This window comes from Imperialibacter sp. (assembly GCF_040222815.1).
Classification (GTDB): domain Bacteria; phylum Bacteroidota; class Bacteroidia; order Cytophagales; family Cyclobacteriaceae; genus Imperialibacter.
On the sequence record NZ_JAVKCH010000013.1, the window covers coordinates 181,200 to 197,431 of the forward strand.

Here is a 16,232-nt window from a genome sequence, read left to right on the forward strand (position 1 = left end):
CTATTCCTCTCTTTGTATCACAGCTGAATCACAAATATAGGTAGGGATAATGCCTGTGGTTTTGATTCTCACATCTGCTTGCTCGGGCAATGTGTTGCCCGTGAGAACGAGCACGGTATCGAGCCCAAACTTATTGCCCCCAATAATATCGGTGATAAGCGTGTCGCCCACCATGAGTATGCTCTCTTTTCCAGGCTTCACACCATTGTTAAGGGAATGCTCATAGGCAAAATTGAACATTTGAGCATCGGGTTTCCCAAAGCGGATAAATTGTTTTCCCACAATGGTTTCTACCATGTCGGCCAGGCTTCCCACGGCAATCGCTACTTCGTGCTTTGCCACAGGGTAGGCATAGTCAGTATTAGCAACAATAGCCGGAATATTCTTCATTCTCAGCAAGTTCACCACCTTGTTGATATCATGGTTCCAATCGAATCCTTCGTCGTCCAGAAAAACCAGTGCATTGATATCGTCCGTATTGTCTATGTCAAGCTTGGAAATTGGAACCGTTTTCAAATCATTGGTTTCGATGTAGTGAGCCGACTCCTCAGTGCCTAAAAAGGCCACCGCCCCTTTCTTCACCTTCAGGGTTAAGTACTCTTTGGCCAACATTCCTGACGACACTATTCTGTCTTCTGTAATATTGGGTATGCCAAGCTTTTGGTACTTTTCAGCCAGTTGCAGCGGGCTTCGGGAGGCATCGTTGGTAAGGATGAAATAATTAATACCCTGTTCTTCCAGATAGGTGAAGGTGTTTTCTATACCAGGGATGAGTCCTTTATAATTTTTCAACACCCCAAATGCATCGAAAAAGACCGTTTTGTATTTTGAAACGACTGACTTGAAACTTCTAATGCGCATTAGCTACAGGTTTAAAGCCCGACAGATCTTATCAGAATCAAAGGTCTTGTCGAGGCTGGGAAAATAGATTTCGAAGGCTTCCTGTCGCAGGCGACTGGAATAAAGCTCATGAAAGAAATAGCGGCCATCTTTTACCACATAGTTGAGGATAAAAAAGCGGTAGGCTTCCTTCATGAATAAAACTTCATCTTTGGATAATGGGTAAACTGCATGATAGGCTTTAAGGAAAATCAGGAAACGATCTTCCATCAACGGATCAATCAGATAGCTAAAGATAGTACGATCTCCGATATCTGACGTCACCCGACTGAAAAAGTAGAAATCCATGACCCTGCTGCTCATCCTGAACCAGTCATAGTCCCACCGGGAATAGAACTTAAAATCTTTTGTCACAGAAAAATTTCCAATGTTCCAATCGATAAAGACGGGAATCGTGTCAAAGTTTTGAGCTTTCAGCTTATCGCTGTTTTCATAGAGCAGTTCGCACTGCTGAAGAATGGTGTCTCTTTGGCCACGGTATTCAAAGCGGCCTGGTGCAGTATCTAGTATTTCCACCAGCTGATCAAGGTCGTCCTTGGCTTGCTTAAAATTGCGTGGAAGTGTATTCCTTACTTTTTTGCAAGCTTTGTGAAATTTGGCAAGTTCCTCACCCAAAATACCAATTTGAGTTTCATTCAACCTCTTGGGTGGTTTTCTGTCGATTTTGATCGGGTTGTAAAATACAACCCAGGCATCCAGAAGGCTATTTTGATACCGGTAGGTAAATAGCTGCCCGTGCTTGGTAAGCGACTTCGCTACAAAATTCTCGAACGGATCGGGCAGGTTGTTGGCCAGGGCGTTGATAATGGTGTGATCCTCTACAAAGTATTGGTACCGACCAAAATAGGAAAGCTTAGCGACTACCAGACTGTCGTCTTCAAGTTTTACACGGTAGACATAATTGGTTGAAACCTTGGCGCTGATGTCCGTTATAGATTTGATGCACTGGCTGGGGTCGTATTCGTGCCAGGCCTCTCTTATTATTGTTGTGAAGTCGAAAAGTTTTTGCAATTGAATCAGGGGTTATATGTTCTTATGTTGGTATTCGATTGTCTAAAGGCCGTTGTCGGTCCTGCGTTTCATATAGTAATAACGTTATTACGTCAGATAGTTTCGGCGAAGTCTATTTAATCAGCCACATTCCCAAAAGCACTGCCAAAGCTCCCAGGACAACACTGCCAAGAAAATAAAAAGTAGCCATCAGATAGTGCCCGGTGGTGATAAAGTTGATGTTTTCAGCAGAAAAGGTCGAAAAGGTAGTGAAACCGCCACAAAATCCTGTGGCAAGCAGAAGAAACATATCCTTTGTCATCCACTCCGTCTTCATGCCTGCTCCCATGAGTAGGCCAATGATAAAGCAGCCCAGCACGTTGGCCGTGAACGTTCCCAAAGGAAACTCCATAGGAAGCCACCTGGTACCAGCCAGGGCCAAAAGGTAGCGCCCTATACTGCCGACAAAACCCCCTGCACCCACAAGTAGTACCTCCTTCATGCCTTTACTTTGCTGAATTTTTGATGCATATATTTTAGCAGTTGAGCGTAGTCGGTATGCTCCTGCTGACTCACACTTATTTTTCTACCGTCATCAAAGATAAGTGTTACTTCCTTGTAAACCCCTCCGGCAGTTTTGATGGTTTCCTCTTTCCATTTCTGCAGGTTTTTGCCTGTGTAGGTTAATTTTTTTTGCCTGATGGGAAAAAACACCTCAAAACGTTCTTTGGCCACCTTTACGTTTTTGAGCGACCAAATGACTTTAATAAGTATAGCCAGCATAATGCCGATAAGTATTGGAAGCAGCAAGCGACCCAGCCACTTCCACTGGCCCATATTGGGCAGTTGATAATAAATAAGCCCCAGGAGGCCGCCAGCGACTACTTCAAAAACAGCTATACTGAAATAGGTGTTGATTTTCGGTTTGCAAACAATCATGGAGTAAAGTTACAAGGAAAACCTGTTTTTGAGCTCTTCAAGGAATTGATTCGATGAGTGGATAAGGTCAGGGAAGAAGATATTGAATTCTTTTTCGAAAGAGGCATAGTGTGCTTCAAGAGACTTGTGGGCAAGCTCCATGTTCGAATTGAAAGAGGTTCTTCTCGACATTCCGGTAAGTGTCCATTTAATCCCTTCAATGAACTGGTAGTTGTACAGCCAATTATCGGCACTCATGTAACTCAGCATTTTTGATGCTCTCGGCGGCAAGTCAGTGCCCCTTGATTTGGCCAGGGCGTAGAATGACTCCGTGAATGCCTTCAAATCTTGTGGGTGGTGTTTTTGCCAGTCCCTTGCCAGAAAGTGGTCGTAGAAAACATCAACAATTACAGGGGCATAGTGCCCGAAGCCCTCCCTTAGTTTTAGCTTACTTTCTCTCACCACCTCGTGGGTATCGGTATAGGTGTCAATGTGCCGGTGAAGCATGATTCCAGCCTGAATGCGGTCAGGGAACTCTGTGAGTTGGTTGCCTTTAACAAAGTCACCAATAAAGTTACCCAGTTGAATGTCCCTTTCGGGGCCGGAAAGATATATATGGGCCAGAAAATTCATTTCATTGACAGATTTTACTCACTCCCCTGTTAGGTTTTTGTACTTAATGAATAAAGAAAAGCATTTTTAAAACAACTACGTGCTCCTGTTCGCTGATATCCTTTTAATTTCACATTATTTGTTATTTTTACTGGTTCACGACTCGGAAGCGAGTTAATTCGACCTAAGCAGTATTAGTCAATCCGCCATGGGAACCGTTACAAGTCAGTATATGTCCCGTTCACAGCTCCAGATTTTGGTGCAGCTAGCCAAAATAGATGGAGTCGTGTCGCAGGATGAAATCGACCTGATAAGGCAAGTTGGAAAAGCCAATGGACTTACTGAGGAAGATATTGCTACAGCCTTCGACGAGACCCATGAAGTAGGTAATCTGGCAGACCTCTCCGATGACGAAAAGTATGAATACATGTACCGTGTGGTGCAGCTTATGAAGATCGACGGCCGACTTTACAAGGAAGAGATTACCTATTGTGCCAAGATGGCGTCAAAAATGGGCTACAACGAAGATGTGTTGTACCATCTCATTACTAAGATTTACTCCGACCCCCACGTTTCAGCCGACAAGGAAACACTTAAGAAGAAGGTGCAGAAGTACCTCATCAAGGACTAGCTGACTCTATAGTCATTTTTTTCTTTTCGGGGTAAAAAGGCTAACTTAAAGGATACCAAAAGTTTGACTATGGCATCTCTCACCCTTCGCATCAACAACAAAGACTACCCCATGGAGGTCGACCCACAAATGCCTCTTTTGTGGGCCATTCGTGACTTCGCTCTGTTGACCGGAACCAAATTTGGTTGTGGCATTTCGCAGTGCGGTGCTTGCACCGTCCATATCGATGGCGAGCCTGTGCGTTCATGTGTTACGCCAGTCTCCGGTGCAACAGGGAAATCCATTACAACTATCGAGGGCTTGTCAGCAGATAATGATCATCCGGTGCAGCAAGCATGGCAGGAAGAGCAAGTTCCTCAATGCGGTTACTGCCAGTCGGGTCAAATTATGACCGCAGTTGCCTTGCTGGAAAAGCACCCGCAACCCAGTGAGGAGCAGATCAATGCATATATGTCACCCATCATTTGTCGCTGCGGCACCTATGTTCGTGTGAAAAGGGCCGTTAGCAAGGCCATTGAAATCAACCAGAAAGCCTAAGCCCTATGAAAACGATATCTAACAAAACGCAGGATTGGGGAGGGAAGCTTCCCAGAAGAGAGTTTCTTAGATTGACGGCAGTCTCAGGGGCTTTTTTGGCGGTGGGCTGCTCGCCGGGTATGGGAGGAGAAGGTAAGGTAACCACTATTGACCCTGCCGGGGGCTCCGACATACCCCTCAACCAGTTTGTTGTCATCAATACAAACGGGCGGGTACTGCTTTACAACCACCGGCCAGAGATGGGGCAGGGCACCTACCAGGCTATTCCTATGATACTGGCCGAGGAGCTGGAGGTCGATGTGGAGAAAATTGAAATTTTACCGTCGGCCGCAGATGAAAAAAGATATGGCAGCCAAATGGTAGTAGGCAGCAGGAGTATTCAGACCGAATATGCCAACCTCAGGAACATGGGAGCTGCTGCCCGTGAAATGCTGAAGCAGGCTGCCGCTAACGGGTGGCAGGTGGAGGTGAGCGAATGCAAAGCCAGTCTGGGAGAGGTCATCCATACTTCAGGCAAAAAGCTCACCTACGGGGAGCTCGTGGAAGAAGCCTCAAAGCTTACTCCGCCGGAAAACCCACCGCTGAAAGCACCCGGCGACTTCAAAGTCATTGGGCAGTCTACAGCCCGAAGAGACATTCCGGCAAAGACCAACGGAGCTGCAATTTACGGACTGGATATCCAGGTGCCGGGAATGCTTTACGCCTCCGTGGAGAGGTCACCAGTATTTTTGGGTAAGGTAGTCAGCTTCAATGACGAAAAGGCTAAAGCAGTACCAGGTGTAAAGGCGGTAGTGAAAACGCAAAGGAATGTATGGGGCCATACCAGAGAGGGTGTAGCCGTGGTGGCCGACAATTACTGGGCGGCGAACCAGGGAAGGAAAGCCCTTGAAGTCAAATGGGATACTGGCGGTCTTGAAAAAAACTCATCAGCTACTATCCTAAAGAAGTATAAAGGCGATGCTACTAAAGAAGGAGTTTCATTGTCGGAAGCTGGAAATGTGAGCAGCGCTGGTGGCGAAGGAAAAGTGATAGAAGCGGCCTATGAAACGCCTTACCAAAGCCATGTGTGCATGGAGCCAATGAACGCTACTGTAAGCGTGACGGAAGGGAAAGCCGATTTTTGGGGATCAACGCAAAACCCCAATGGTATTCGATCACAACTGGCAAGACAGCTCAACATCGAACCCGACAATGTAGCCATTAACTACACCTTTATGGGTGGTGGCTTTGGGCGCAGGTCAATGACCGATGTGGCGGAAGAAGCCGCTGATATTTCGCTGCAAGTAGGAGCGCCGGTTAAAGTAGTGTGGACAAGGGAAGACGATCTCACGCAGGGGCCTTTTCGGGCAGCTTCTTTGAATATTTGCCGGGGCACAGTGGCAGGCGGAAAAGCTATCGCCCTTGAGCATAAAGTGGTGGCTCAGGAAATACAAAACCAAACTGGCGACCGAAACGAAGCCGGGCGGCAGCTCATGGGGGGTATCAATACTGAGTATGAAATTCCCAACTTCCGGGTAAGCGGTGTGCTTCAAAAACATTACGTTCCGATTACCTATTGGCGGGCGGTGTATCACACCACCAACTGCTTTGCGCATGAGTCTTTTATCGATGAGCTGGCAGTAGCTGCGGGAAAAGACCCGATAGCCTTCAGGCTGGATATGCTCAAAAACCACCCTCGCTACACCAAAGTGATGCAAACCCTGGCAGAAAAGACCAATTGGAACGGGCCAAAAGAAGAAGGCGTCGGACGTGGTGTTTCAATTCTGGAGCGTTCGGGCGCATTTACCGGAATGGTGATTGAAGTGAAAAAGGAAAATGGAAAAGTGAAGCCGGTCAAAATCACCACGGTGGTGGATGTTGGTATCTGCATCAATCCGGACACGGTACGTACCCAAACCGAGGGTTCCATTGTGATGGGACTAACGGCTACTTACAAAAGCGGCATTAAGCTGGAGAAAGGGGCCGTGGCACAATCCAATTTCCATGATTACAATATGCTGACATTCGAGGAATGCCCACCTTGCGAAACCTACATCATTCAAAATGAAGAAAAGCCCGAAGGCGCCGGCGAATCTGGCCTTGCCAATGTGGCACCTTCGGTGTGCAATGCCATTTTTGACCTTACCGGGGTGAGAGTGAGGAAATTGCCGTTGGATTTGGGGGCGATTGGGTAAAACTAATTCCTGGTTAGTTAAGTTAATTTGGAGGCCATCTATTCTGTAAGTAATTGGCTGACAAAAATTGTTGAAAAAGCCGGGCAGGGGAAACATTTCACTACTTTTGCCCCGTCAATACGCTTTCAATGACCGATACCAAATCTTACTTTACCAACCTCACCACACTGCTCAAAAAGGAATGGCAGGAGGACCTACAGCAGTACAAGGACAAAATCCTTTACACTGCTATTCCTGAGAAGAAAAAGTCAGGGGTGTGCTGGTATCCGGTGGTGGTGAACTCCCACCACATCGGCACGGGCGAAAAGATCGTGCTGGAGCTGGAAAAAACGACAGACCTTGATCAAGCCCATATGTTCCAGGGCGGTGGCACGGTGAGTTTTTATGCCAACACTGGTGAAAAGGACAAGGGCAGCAGCGCCATCACGGGAGTGATTAAGTATGTGCGCAAAAGTAAGATGGGTATCGTGCTGAACGACGATGACCTACCTGATTGGATCAATGATGGCAAGCTGGGCATTGACCTGATGTTTGATGAAGCCTCCTACAGGGAAATGGAGCGAACGCTCAAAGTGCTGGGTAAACAAGAAGCCGGGAGACTATTTGAACTTACAGAGATTTTATTGGGCAGAAAGTCGCCACAGCGGGAGCCAGCCTTTGCGCCCGTGCTGCCTTCATTAAACGCCGTTCAGAATAAGGCCCTTGAAGTAATAATAGAGGCCAGGGATTTGGCCATCGTTCACGGCCCTCCGGGAACGGGCAAAACCACCACGCTCATTCAATCAGTGAAGGAGGTCGTGAAGCTGGAAAAGCAAGTGCTGGTGACGGCACCCAGCAATGCAGCGGTGGACGTGATGGTAGAAAAGCTGGCGGAAGAAGGCATCAATGTACTTCGACTAGGCCACCCTGCCAGAGTAACCAACAGAGTAATAGAGAATAGCCTCGATGCCCGCATAGCAGCACACGATAGCTTCAAGGAGCTGCGGACTGTTCGCAAGAAGTACGAGGAGTACCGAAATGTGGCCTTTAAATACAAGCGAAACTTTGGCCATGCAGAGCGCCAGCAGAGAAAGATTTTGTTACAGGAAGCAGGCCGCTTTAGGGACGAGGCCGACATGCTGGAGAACTACATCACCAGTTCGCTGCTCGACAATGCTCAGGTAATCGTCTGCACGCTGGTGGGTAGCAATCATTACCTGCTTAAAGACCGGGTTTTTAAAACTGTTTTTATTGATGAGGCCGGACAGGCCCTGGAGCCTGCCTGCTGGATCCCTATTCTGAAAGCGAACAGAGTGATCATGACTGGCGATCACCAGCAGCTGCCGCCTACGGTAAAGTCGTTTGAAGCTGCCATGGAAGGACTCGAGAACACCCTTTTTCAAAAGAACGTCGGCTATCATTCCACTGATGTGATGCTGGAAGAACAGTATCGGATGAAGCCGGAGATCATGGCTTTCCCCAGTAAATTCTTCTACAACGATAAGTTGCAAGCTGCGCCTTCTGCCATTGAAAGAGAGGCTTTGCCCAATGTAGCGATCATGAAGTTTATCGATACCGCTGGTTGTGGCTATCAGGAAAAGGTCAATCCCGAATCGAGAAGCACCTATAATGAGGAAGAGGGTCGGCTACTGATCGATCAGTTGCTCGCCAATATCGAAACCATCGGCGAAGAGTATGCGCTTTCGAGCCAAATTACATTTGGCGTGATTGCACCGTACAAAGCCCAGATTGAGTTACTCAGAGAGGTTTTGCTGGAGAAGGGGCTGAGTCAAGAGCTGATGGACTTGATAGATGTTAACACGGTCGACTCCTTCCAGGGACAGGAAAGGGACAGCATCTTTATCGGTTTCACCCGTTCCAATGAAGACGGTGAAATAGGTTTTCTGAAAGACATTCGCCGCACCAACGTAGCCATGACCAGGGCAAGGAGACAACTCATCATGATCGGCGACTCGGCCACGCTGGGTTCAAATAATTTTTACAACCAATTGGTGGAGCACTGCACAGCCACCGATGCGTACCAAAGTGCTTTTGAGCTGATTTACTCTTAGGCAACCTATCCCTTGATATTTTTCAGTGCTGCGACTGTTTCTCTTACCGCATCTTCATTGCTGGTGGGCGTATAGTTAAAGAACTTTTCAAACTTGGCGCTGTCGAAGAAGTAGTCCGATGCAAACTGATAGCTCATTTCATGAAGCTCTTTCATGATAGGCATGAAAATACCCAATGCTTTTATTCCCCAGCCGGGAAGCACCTGATACTTGTCGGAAGTGCCCATGGTAGTCGCAAATAACTTCACCCACTCTTCTCCTGTCAGCGCATTTTTATCCGTGGGGAGGTTCCAAATCTGATTAAATGCTGTTGGTGTATTGCCCAGCATAGCAGTTCCTTTTGCTGCTTCAGGGCAGTAGGTCATCGAATGTTTGGCTTTTGCATTGCAAAACCATTGTGCTTTTTTTCCCTTGATGAGGTTGTCATATACCATGATCATCAGCATGCTGGTGGATCGCATGGTGCTGAAAAAATCGCCACTTCGAGCAATGATAGAGGGCACTTTTCCTTTGTCCATGGCGTTGAGTACCAGCCTGTCGACCTCGGCCCTTACTTCTCCTTTTTTGCTACAGGGGCTTATCGGGCAGTCTTCTGTGATGTGGTGAATATGCTCTTTCCCAATGGCGTAAATATTATCGAAGAAAACCAGCTTGCTGCCATACTCTTCGCAGGCGTCCAGCACATTCTTCATGAGCGGAGGCCAAACTGCTCTCCACACTTTAATGTCGTAGTTGAAGCCGACGGTGAGGTACACCACCTCACTGCCCTTCACTGCTTTAAAAACGTCTTCTCTTTTTGTCAGGTCTGCCGAATGGAGTATGTCCTTTTCGTTGACCTTCTTTGGGTTGCGGCTGACAAGCCTGATGTCTTTGGTATATGAAGTGAGACTTTTGGCGAGCTCCGTGCCTATGGCTCCGTTGGCTCCGAGTATGGTTTGCATGACTGGTTTTTTGTTGCCAAAATCTAGTGGATTGACCGGTCAGTTCCAAAAGATTCATTCCTTAAGTGAAGCAGCTTGGGAAGTAAGAGTCGGTAGGGGAACGCTACCGACTCGCAGTCGTTTTTCCTGCTAAAATCCGTAAACAGCTACTGTCTCACAGCCTCCAATTGCACTATTTGCTTTTTCTTGGCGTAGTCCACAAGGAAAAGCATCTCAAGGGCAATTTCCCGAACTGTTTCATCATACTTCACGTCTTGCGAAGCCGTACCGTCGTAGTACCTTGGGTCTTCGTAGGGCAGCGAGAACCTTTCTGAGGCACCTGCCACCAGTGGACAAGACTCGTCTGCTTCGGAACATACCATTACTGCGCCGAAATCTTCCCTCGGATTTTGCCGGTCGCTATACTTTTTGGAGTAGGAGATGGTCTTATTGACGCCGTCCGACACAGTGTAGACAGGATTGTCGCTGACCTGAACATTACTGATGGAATACCCTGCCCTTTTCAAAGCGGCAATAGCGTTGGGGTTAAACGCCGTTACTTCCAGACCTCCAGAGAAGGTGTTGATGCCCTTGATACCGTAGTATGTAGCGGCAGTTTGCACCCAAAGTTGGGCAATGTGGCTTCTTCTGGAGTTGTGGGTGCAAATGATGACCAGGTTTGCTGCGTTGTCATTTTTTAACTCACTGGCAAGATAGTCTCCAATTTCCCGGAGCGTTGCTTTGCGTTCGTTTGAAATTTCATCCATGGCTGTAGTGAGGTTCTGGCAATATCGAATCAAATCTTTGTCAAGCTTTTGTGCATTAGCGTTCACAAAGACCAGGAAGAGTGAAGTAGCCGTAAGAAATACTGTCAGGTGTTTTTTCATAGGGTATAAATTGAGTGAGGGAATGATTCGCTTTATTGCAATATTACGATTAACTAGTCGTGACAATCAATTTTGAGTATTAAGAAAAGGTTAAATTTTCAGTTTCCTTGAAAAACTGTAGCGATGGCCATTCTTATTGCATCTGCAAGCAACGGGCATGTTATTTCACCAACTAGCATAGAATCCTGGTGAATTAGTAGTACGACAATCGTTTTATTTATTTAGCGTGATTCCTGCCAACTCGCCAAGAGTCGTTTGGTGGCAACTGCTAGCCTTTCAGTAACCACAATCCGGATGGCCAATTTTATTGACCGTCCCCGGCCGTTGAACATGTAAAAGAACCAAACGGCCAAATGGCCTTTTCATTGGTCGGGTGATTTGTAGATTTGATTCACTGATATCGTCATATGAAAAATCCATCCTTCTTCGTGTTTCTACTAGTATTTATTGCGTTCTCCGGATGCAAGCCTGGGGAACCAAATGTGTCCGATACCGCCATACTGATTAGCAACGCCAACGTAATTGATGTTGCAACGGGCCAGGTAGCAAAAGAAAAGGCTATTTTAATTGACAGCGGAAGAATTGCGAGTATTGGCAATGGCAGTGAGTTGTCCGTTCTGGTAAGAGAGGGTAGACGCTTTGATGCCGGAGGTAGGTATGTCATCCCAGGTCTTTGGGACATGCATGTGCACATTGAAGGAGAAGACCTTGTGGAGGATAACAGAGCGTTATTGCCGTTGTATGTTGCTTATGGAATTACAACTGTGCGGGATTGCGCCAGCGACCTGGGAGAGCTGGTGCTTGCCTGGAGGGATTCCATCAACAATGATCAGCTGTTTGGGCCTCAGATCTTCACGGCCGGAAGCAAGCTGGAAGGGATCAATTCGATCTGGAAAGGCGACCTCGAAATAGCCAATGAAGAGGAGTTGGAGCAAATGCTCGACAAGCTTGATGGATACAACGTCGACTTTGTGAAAATAACTGAAAACACTCTGCCCGGTGATCTGTTTTTGACAAGTGTAAAGGAAGCCAGAAAGCGTGGCTACAAAGTCACGGGACATGTCCCTTATGACCTGTCAGTAGAGGAACTTGCGACAGCCGGATTTTCTGCCATAGAGCACGCCAGCTACATGCTGAGGCTTGGTAGCGATGATAGTGCCATTGTGGACAGCATCAGGTCAGGGAAGCTGGCGAGGAGTGAGGCTGGGCAGGTGTACAATAGCTCTTTTGATCAGGATAGCGCCTTTGTCCGGTACAAAATGCTGGCCGAACGGGGTGTGGCAGTTACTCCGACACTTATTGGAGGAAAGCAACTTGCCTATCTTGATGAAAATAACCATCAAAGCGATGCCTATCTGAAGTATCTGACGGAAAGGTTTACGTCCAAATACCAGTGGAGAATCGACAGAATGGCTGGCGAAACTCCTGAGCAGAAACAGGGAAGAAAAGACCGCTACAAGCTCATTGCGGAGCAGCTGCCCTACCTGCACAAAGCTGGCGTTACTATTCTTGCAGGCAGCGACGCCGCCGCACTCAACACTTTTGTGTACCCGGCTCAATCGCTTCACGAAGAGTTGGTGTTGTTTCAGGAAGCTGGACTTGAACCGCTGGCTATTTTACAAAGTGCTACTATTAATGGAGCAAAGTTTTTCAGCGTCCAAGACAAACTGGCTGGCATTGTTCCTGGCATGGAAGCTGACCTGGTAATCCTTAACAGCAATCCCCTGGATGATATCAGTGCCACACAGGATATTTTTGCCGTTGTGAACGATGGTGAATACCTGAGCAGGGAAAAGCTGGATGAGCTACTTCGGCGGGTGCAGGTGATCAAAGGCAAGCTCGACGAAGAGAGAAAAACAGAATAGACTTTGCCTACCTGGCCTATTTGCTCAACTTCTCTTTCGCTTCGTCCACTGAACCGACGAAGTTAATCCGCCCCTGCTTGTTGCTTTCAAAGATAAAGTCTCGCAGCGCCTTGCTTTCGTATTTTGAAAAGTCACCCACAATAGCCAACCTTGCCCGGTAGTTGGAAAACTTTTGCAGCACCTCACCTGCCAGGCCAGTTTTCAAGTCAAAAAAGTCGGCTGCAATATTCTTCTCATGCCAAATAATACTGTCGGCTCCCTGGTAAGAACAGTTGGCCATTACGTCAAGAGCGTCTTGTGCATCCTTTATGATGAGGTGGTCGGAAATCACTTCCGCTATATCGATCCCGTTGTGCTGAGTAATTACTATATCCATCCCTTCATTTGTATGAGGGTACGAATATAGCAAGGAGTCTTGTTTTCTTAGGCACCCAATGCTTTCAACGCTTCGTATACGAGAAACGCCGGCCACACCATTGCCTTCAGAAAACCGACTACTCCCATCCAAAAGCCTGCAGCGTTGGAGATGTAGTAAATGACAGCACCGATAAATCCGAGACCGTAAACAGCTCCATTGGGCGCATTTCGTTGCATTGACTCTTTCATGACTTTTGTGTTTAATCGTAGCCAATTTCGGGAGATTAATTTCACCGCTCAATGATGAAAGTCAGTGAGTTGGGCCTGACAGAGATGATTAAATGCATTAGTAAGCCAGTAATCTTCTGAGCGTTTTGAGGAACACAAGAGTAATTAGTTAAACAAATATTAATTATATTCGTATTCGTTACTTAAACAAATATTAATCTAATGAACTTACAACTCGGCGTTCTTGAAGAAATGATCCTTATTCTGCTCCTGATGAAGCAGGAAACTTACGGGGTCGACATTGCGCAAGAGTATGAAAAGCAATTGGGTCAGTCTATTTCGCTGCCAGCTATTCATGTGGTGCTGAAGCGGCTGGAGAGCAAAGGGTTAGTGTCGTCGTATATGGGCGAGGCAACTGCGGAAAGGGGTGGCCGGAGCAAGCGAATGTACAAGTCGTCCAGCAAGGGTTTTCAGGTAGCCAAATCCCTGCAAGACAACCGCACCCGCATGTGGGAGCTCATTCCTAAACTTAATTTTTCAATGCTGTGAGCAAGCTTTTGCATCGCCCGCCTCGCTGGGCTGAACGACTGCTGCAATGGGCCTGTCGGCCCGACTATGTTGATGAGGTGCTGGGCGACCTGCATGAGGCCTACTATTGGCGATTGGAGGAGAAAGGTCATCGCAAGGCGGCTTTCAATTTTGTCCTTGAAGTGCTGCTTTCCTTGCGCTTTACTCACCTAAAACCTTTTTATCACTTTAACCTCAATACCATGATGCTCGGTAGCTATCTCAAGATCGCCTTCAGAAACCTTTATAAGCGAAAGGCTTATTCCGTCATTAATATCCTCGGCCTGTCAGTGGGTGTGGCAGCCTCCCTTATGATTTTTATGTATGCATGGCAGGTGCTCACTTTTGACGATTTCCATACCAACGAGGATCGAATTTTTATGCTTTATAAGGAGCGCATCACTCCCAATGGCATTCAACCGACCTATGACACCTGGGTGCCTATGAAGTCGATGATCAAAGAGGAGTATCCGCAAGTGGTAGCCAGTACCAGGCGGTTCCAAATGACTGGAAAAGTGAAGAGGGATGAAGCATATATCGAAGAAGAAGTCACTTTTGCTGACCCTGAGTTTCTGCAAATATTCTCGTTTGAAGTGGGGAGAGGAAATTCAACCAACCCTTTTTCGAGCCCCAATGCCCTGGTTATTTCCAGTCAATATGCCGAAAAATACTTTGGCAGTCAGCAGGCAGTGGGGCGTGAGCTGAGCGTTTACTATCCAGGAGAAGACAGCACCATTCGCTACGAAGTAACGGCTGTATTAAAGGACTGGCCCGATAACTCATCGCTCGAACCTGATATGATTGTTGCGTTTGAAAGCCTTCCGTTTTACGAAGGGGTAAAAAACTTATGGGGAGGAAGCTTTATCGATAACTATGTGATGCTGGACGACCCTGCCTCTAAATATGCATTACTGGATGCCTTTCCGGCTTTTGTTGAAAAGATCTGGGACAAAGAAATAGCTGGCAGGACAAATTTCAAGCTCCTGCCTTTCGATGAATATTACAACACATTTTTGGGAAGCCAGCAGGATGCCAAAATACTCGTCTTCATTGCCCTTGGCATCCTTTTGATGGCGGCCATCAACTTCATGAACCTTTCTACAGCGCATTCGGTGCACCGGGCGAAAGAAATAGGGTTGCGAAAGGTGCTGGGAGCTTTCAGTGGACAGCTGAGAGGCCAATTTCTGGTAGAAGCCCTCGTTTTGAGTTTTTTTGCCACTCTGGCGGGGATTGGTATTGTTGCCTTGTGCATGCCATTGATCAACGATTTTTTTGATATCGAAATCGCCTTTTCACAAATTGGGCCGCCTATGCTGAGTGTCGGTTTTGTAGCGGCGTTTATCCTTTTGCTGGGATTGATGAGTGGAAGTTACCCAGCCTTTTTTCTGGCAAAAATCAATATACTGGAAGTCATCAGGGGTATTTTCAAAACGAAAGGCGGCAGGCAGGTAAGAAACGGGCTGGTCGTTGTGCAATTTTCGCTGGCCGTGTTTATGGTAACGGGTGCCCTTATTGTTCGCAACCAGCTAATCTATATGCAGTCGGCTAAAATGGGATTCGAGAAGGACGCTGTGGTGATCATTAATGCCTCTCGCAGAGACTTCACCGATAGGGAAGAAGCCAGTCGGCGCCTGAAGACGTTCAGAGACGAAGTGAAGGCGCAATCCTTTGTGAAATCAGCCAGCCTGTCCTATTCCATCCCTTCCAACTGGGTGGCTGGCTTCACCTTTGTGAGACCCGAGGGATGGGAAGGAGACCCGCTGCGGATGGGGATGTCCTATGTGGATGCCAACTATCTTGAAACAATGGGCATAAAGCTCAGGGACGGTCGCAATTTCCTTCCAGACTCGGAAGGTGACCAGCGGGGATCCGTGATCCTTAATGAGGCAGCAGCAAAGGCTTTCGGTTTCGATAGCGCAGAGGGAAATGTCATCTTGATTGGTGAGAATCGACTGAATGTGGTAGGTGTTGTGGAGAACTTTCATTACGAATCGATGCGGGAAGAGATCAAACCAACGCTTATTTTTCACCGTACCGCTGAAAATCCGGTGCACCGATATATTGTCTGCAAAATGGAGATGGCAGATATCTCGAACCACTTGTCAGTACTGGAAGGGCAGTGGAGTGCACTCGGTGCCGCAAATTCATTTACCTATAATTTCCTGGACGACAGCATGGCTGAGCTCTATACTTCTGAACAGCGGTTTCTCAGGCTCGTCGGGTTGTTCACCATTATCTCCATACTTATTGCCGTGCTAGGGCTTTACGGCCTGACCATTTTTGTGATAGAACGAAAACGCCGGGAGATCAGCATCCGCAAAGTAATTGGCGCAGATGTGTCCAACATCGTGCTGCTGGTCGTGCGGGATTTCTCATCATGGATTGCTGGAGGACTCATTATTGGCTTGCCTTTGGCCTATATTTTCCTCCGTGACTGGCTCGATCAATTCCATTATAGAATTGATATTTCGTGGACTGTGTTTTTGTTTACGGCTGGCATGATAACGACTTTAGTTATGCTGACGGTGAGCTACCAGGCCATCCGGGCTGCATCAGCCAATCCGGTTAAATATTTAAAGGAAGACTAGAGAAAAT

The 16,232-nt window shown here is 47.2% G+C and carries 16 protein-coding genes; 7 read left to right on the forward strand and 9 right to left on the reverse strand.

What is annotated here, in order from left to right; translation table 11 throughout:
* The 5 genes from RIF36_RS03790 to RIF36_RS03810 form a co-directional block, all read right to left on the reverse strand.
* Positions 1-861: an HAD-IIA family hydrolase gene (locus tag RIF36_RS03790; RefSeq protein ID WP_151997256.1), complete on the reverse strand. Its 861-nt coding sequence runs from the start codon at positions 859-861 to the stop codon at positions 1-3.
* Positions 862-864: 3 nt separating this feature from the next.
* Positions 865-1,911, reverse strand: a complete 1,047-nt coding sequence (locus tag RIF36_RS03795) for an aminoglycoside phosphotransferase/kinase family protein (protein ID WP_350119810.1) — start codon at positions 1,909-1,911, stop codon at positions 865-867.
* 112 nt (positions 1,912-2,023) lie between these two features.
* The gene (crcB, locus tag RIF36_RS03800) at positions 2,024-2,392 is read right to left on the reverse strand and encodes a fluoride efflux transporter CrcB (RefSeq protein ID WP_350119807.1); all 369 of its coding nucleotides are present in this window, start codon (positions 2,390-2,392) and stop codon (positions 2,024-2,026) included.
* A complete protein-coding gene (locus RIF36_RS03805; RefSeq protein ID WP_350119804.1) occupies positions 2,389-2,829 on the reverse strand; it encodes a hypothetical protein in 441 nt (146 codons plus the stop codon). The genes crcB and RIF36_RS03805 overlap by 4 nt, the downstream gene beginning before the upstream one ends.
* A gap of 9 nt (positions 2,830-2,838) precedes the next feature.
* A complete protein-coding gene (locus tag RIF36_RS03810; RefSeq protein WP_350119801.1) occupies positions 2,839-3,441 on the reverse strand; it encodes an acyl carrier protein phosphodiesterase in 603 nt (200 codons plus the stop codon).
* A gap of 211 nt (positions 3,442-3,652) precedes the next feature.
* Here RIF36_RS03810 and RIF36_RS03815 point away from each other — a divergent pair, with 211 nt between their 5' ends.
* The 4 genes from RIF36_RS03815 (at position 3,653) to RIF36_RS03830 (ending at position 8,813) form a co-directional block, all read left to right on the forward strand.
* Positions 3,653-4,051: a tellurite resistance TerB family protein gene (locus RIF36_RS03815; protein ID WP_350074466.1), complete on the forward strand. Its 399-nt coding sequence runs from the start codon at positions 3,653-3,655 to the stop codon at positions 4,049-4,051.
* Positions 4,052-4,120: 69 nt separating this feature from the next.
* Positions 4,121-4,588, forward strand: a complete 468-nt coding sequence (locus tag RIF36_RS03820) for a (2Fe-2S)-binding protein (RefSeq protein WP_350119798.1) — start codon at positions 4,121-4,123, stop codon at positions 4,586-4,588.
* Positions 4,589-4,593: 5 nt separating this feature from the next.
* Positions 4,594-6,762: a xanthine dehydrogenase family protein molybdopterin-binding subunit gene (locus tag RIF36_RS03825; protein WP_350119795.1), complete on the forward strand. Its 2,169-nt coding sequence runs from the start codon at positions 4,594-4,596 to the stop codon at positions 6,760-6,762.
* Between the two features lie 128 nt (positions 6,763-6,890).
* Positions 6,891-8,813 carry an AAA domain-containing protein gene (locus RIF36_RS03830; protein ID WP_350119792.1) on the forward strand — a complete coding sequence of 641 codons (1,923 nt, stop codon included), beginning with the start codon at positions 6,891-6,893 and terminating at the stop codon, positions 8,811-8,813.
* A 5-nt stretch (positions 8,814-8,818) separates the two neighbouring features.
* Here RIF36_RS03830 and RIF36_RS03835 read toward each other — a convergent pair whose 3' ends face one another.
* Positions 8,819-9,754, reverse strand: coding sequence for an NAD-dependent epimerase/dehydratase family protein (locus tag RIF36_RS03835; RefSeq protein ID WP_350119790.1), 936 nt, complete (start codon positions 9,752-9,754; stop codon positions 8,819-8,821).
* 146 nt (positions 9,755-9,900) lie between these two features.
* Positions 9,901-10,620: an arsenate reductase/protein-tyrosine-phosphatase family protein gene (locus tag RIF36_RS03840; RefSeq protein ID WP_350119787.1), complete on the reverse strand. Its 720-nt coding sequence runs from the start codon at positions 10,618-10,620 to the stop codon at positions 9,901-9,903.
* A gap of 407 nt (positions 10,621-11,027) precedes the next feature.
* Between RIF36_RS03840 and RIF36_RS03845 the strand changes: the two genes are divergently transcribed.
* Entirely contained in the window at positions 11,028-12,485 is a 1,458-nt protein-coding gene (locus tag RIF36_RS03845; RefSeq protein ID WP_350119784.1) for an amidohydrolase family protein, read from the forward strand.
* Between the two features lie 16 nt (positions 12,486-12,501).
* Here RIF36_RS03845 and RIF36_RS03850 read toward each other — a convergent pair whose 3' ends face one another.
* Together RIF36_RS03850 and RIF36_RS03855 are read right to left on the reverse strand one after the other, a co-directional pair.
* Positions 12,502-12,861: a DUF4180 domain-containing protein gene (locus RIF36_RS03850; RefSeq protein ID WP_350119781.1), complete on the reverse strand. Its 360-nt coding sequence runs from the start codon at positions 12,859-12,861 to the stop codon at positions 12,502-12,504.
* A gap of 47 nt (positions 12,862-12,908) precedes the next feature.
* On the reverse strand, positions 12,909-13,091 hold the full coding sequence (locus RIF36_RS03855) for a hypothetical protein (RefSeq protein ID WP_350119778.1): 183 nt from the start codon (positions 13,089-13,091) through the stop codon (positions 12,909-12,911).
* A 201-nt stretch (positions 13,092-13,292) separates the two neighbouring features.
* Here RIF36_RS03855 and RIF36_RS03860 point away from each other — a divergent pair, with 201 nt between their 5' ends.
* Together RIF36_RS03860 and RIF36_RS03865 are read left to right on the forward strand one after the other, a co-directional pair.
* On the forward strand, positions 13,293-13,619 hold the full coding sequence (locus RIF36_RS03860; protein ID WP_350074489.1) for a PadR family transcriptional regulator: 327 nt from the start codon (positions 13,293-13,295) through the stop codon (positions 13,617-13,619).
* Entirely contained in the window at positions 13,616-16,225 is a 2,610-nt protein-coding gene (locus tag RIF36_RS03865) for an ABC transporter permease (protein ID WP_350119775.1), read from the forward strand. Before RIF36_RS03860 ends, RIF36_RS03865 begins: the two co-directional genes overlap by 4 nt.
* The last annotated feature ends 7 nt before the right edge of the window (positions 16,226-16,232 follow it).

Excerpts from the sequence above, each read along its gene's own strand:
- RIF36_RS03790 (WP_151997256.1), bottom strand. The coding sequence starts at position 861 with ATGCGCATTAGAAGTTTCAAGTCAGTCGTTTCAAAATACAAAACGGTC.
- crcB (WP_350119807.1), bottom strand. The coding sequence starts at position 2,392 with ATGAAGGAGGTACTACTTGTGGGTGCAGGGGGTTTTGTCGGCAGTATA.
- RIF36_RS03805 (WP_350119804.1), bottom strand. The coding sequence starts at position 2,829 with ATGATTGTTTGCAAACCGAAAATCAACACCTATTTCAGTATAGCTGTT.
- RIF36_RS03810 (WP_350119801.1), bottom strand. The coding sequence starts at position 3,441 with ATGAATTTTCTGGCCCATATATATCTTTCCGGCCCCGAAAGGGACATT.
- RIF36_RS03815 (WP_350074466.1), top strand. The coding sequence starts at position 3,653 with ATGTCCCGTTCACAGCTCCAGATTTTGGTGCAGCTAGCCAAAATAGAT.
- RIF36_RS03820 (WP_350119798.1), top strand. The coding sequence starts at position 4,121 with ATGGCATCTCTCACCCTTCGCATCAACAACAAAGACTACCCCATGGAG.
- RIF36_RS03825 (WP_350119795.1), top strand. The coding sequence starts at position 4,594 with ATGAAAACGATATCTAACAAAACGCAGGATTGGGGAGGGAAGCTTCCC.
- RIF36_RS03830 (WP_350119792.1), top strand. The coding sequence starts at position 6,891 with ATGACCGATACCAAATCTTACTTTACCAACCTCACCACACTGCTCAAA.
- RIF36_RS03835 (WP_350119790.1), bottom strand. The coding sequence starts at position 9,754 with ATGCAAACCATACTCGGAGCCAACGGAGCCATAGGCACGGAGCTCGCC.
- RIF36_RS03840 (WP_350119787.1), bottom strand. The coding sequence starts at position 10,620 with ATGAAAAAACACCTGACAGTATTTCTTACGGCTACTTCACTCTTCCTG.
- RIF36_RS03845 (WP_350119784.1), top strand. The coding sequence starts at position 11,028 with ATGAAAAATCCATCCTTCTTCGTGTTTCTACTAGTATTTATTGCGTTC.
- RIF36_RS03850 (WP_350119781.1), bottom strand. The coding sequence starts at position 12,861 with ATGGATATAGTAATTACTCAGCACAACGGGATCGATATAGCGGAAGTG.
- RIF36_RS03855 (WP_350119778.1), bottom strand. The coding sequence starts at position 13,091 with ATGAAAGAGTCAATGCAACGAAATGCGCCCAATGGAGCTGTTTACGGT.
- RIF36_RS03860 (WP_350074489.1), top strand. The coding sequence starts at position 13,293 with ATGAACTTACAACTCGGCGTTCTTGAAGAAATGATCCTTATTCTGCTC.